The organism is Tsukamurella spumae (genome assembly GCF_012396015.1).
Lineage (GTDB): Bacteria > Actinomycetota > Actinomycetes > Mycobacteriales > Mycobacteriaceae > Tsukamurella > Tsukamurella spumae.
The window spans coordinates 1-1,664 of record NZ_JAAXOQ010000069.1 but is presented as its reverse complement, the minus strand read 5'-3'; the positions used below and the strand labels follow the sequence as shown (position 1 = coordinate 1,664).

1 protein-coding gene is annotated in these 1,664 nt (G+C 67.4%); it reads right to left on the bottom strand.

The genetic code is table 11. From position 1 onward, the window contains the following. Positions 1 to 141: 141 nt before the first annotated feature. The gene (locus HF999_RS22065) at positions 142 to 1,542 is read right to left on the bottom strand and encodes an IS1380 family transposase (protein WP_006898364.1); all 1,401 of its coding nucleotides are present in this window, start codon (positions 1,540 to 1,542) and stop codon (positions 142 to 144) included. Positions 1,543 to 1,664: the final 122 nt, after the last annotated feature.

The following is a 1,664-nucleotide window of genomic DNA, read 5'->3' as shown; positions in this document are numbered from 1 at the left end:
CCCCCCTGATTCATGGGGTGTGGGAGATTCGGTTCTCTACGGATGTCGCGTCCTGATTGGCGAGTAGGCGTGCGGAAGCTCCGGCTAGCGCTGCCGGTGGGCGGGTCTCCGGGTGGTGCTGTCGTGGGCGGGCAGGTGAGGTCAGGCGGGTTTGGGGATCGCGGCGATCGTGTGGAACACCGCCTCGATGGCGACGGCCCACGGCCAGGTTTCGGGGATTTTCACGCGTCGTCGGCGGCTGCTGCGGGTCAGCAGGGCCGCGACGTGCAGGAATCGGTAGCGCATCGCTTTGGGCTCGCACAAGGCGAGAACGGCGGCCTCGCCGATGCAGGCCAGCAGCCGCGTCCACGCGATGAGGTCTGCGGCGATCATGACCGCGACGAGCCAGGCCTGGTTGACCGCGAATTCCCGCGAAGGAAGGCGGCCGAGTCCGGTGTCTTTGGCGTGTCGGATCCGGTCCTCCACGCGGGCGTGCGCCCGATGCCGCGCTTCGAGGAACTGCAGTTGACCGACGGCGGTGTTGGTCACAAATGCCTGGTAGCGCCACCCGTCGAGTTCCTCGAACATCGACAGTTGGGCGCCAGGGTGGGGTCGTTCGCGGCGGACGATGACCCGCATCCCGTCTGGCCACTTGGCGAGCATCCGTGGGGAGAGGAACCCGGTCAGCTCGGCGACCTCAGCCCCGGGCCGCAGGTCCCCGCCCTGGTTCAACGCCGGCCCCCACGTTGCCTCGGGAGCCATCGCGATCGCCCGCCGGATCGGGTTGGTGACCGCGAATCCGACCGAGTACTCCACCTGCCGACCGCGGACGCGGTTCTGGTCGGTGATCCATTCCAGCAGGGCGTGGGAGGCGCCGGCGCCGTCGGAGCGGATCAGCACATCACGCCGGTGAGCGGCGGGGACCTGCGCAATCGCCTGGCCCAGGACATCGATGTGGTCGGCAGCGGTGTTCGACCCGGCGTTGCCCGGCCGCAAGCTCGCGGCGAGGAACTCTTCTGTGTTGTCGCACCACACGCCGATCGGGTGATACCCGAACGTGCGCTTATAGGTTGGCGCGGCCTGCTCTTTTTCGCTGTGGGTGGCCACGATGGTGGCGTCCACGTCGAGCACGATCGTCGATCCCAGGTCCCGGCCCGCGCACTTCGAGGCGGGCACCCCGCCGGGCAGGTGGGACCACACGTGCCGCCGGGCACGAGCCCGCGCGACCTGGATTTTCTTGCGTTTACCGGCGGTGACCTCATCCAGGGTGCGCCACACCGTCGGGGACGAGGCGACCGGCCCCAGGACCGTGGATTGGTGGCGCAGGACGCGGATGTCGGCGATGGACTCCCCGCCACCCGTGAGCATCACCGCGACATCGGTCAACACCCTGCCACGGTCATGGATCGGGATGGATCGGCGCTGCGCCATGGCCCCCGACAGCTCGGCGGTCAGACCGACGCGATCCGCCAGAAGGCGTGGCGCGATGGTCCCGGCGTGAGAAATCACCGCGACATCATCGACACAGAACGACAGACCAGACGACCACGAAGTACGCTTCACCTACCGAGTGCTTTCTGCTTGAGGAACTGTAGCTCTAGACAAGTCCCAGTTTCCCCTGTTCAGGGAGCACTTCGGTCTATTTGCGCCCAGCGATCCGCAGATCCCCATGAAACACCGGGGTT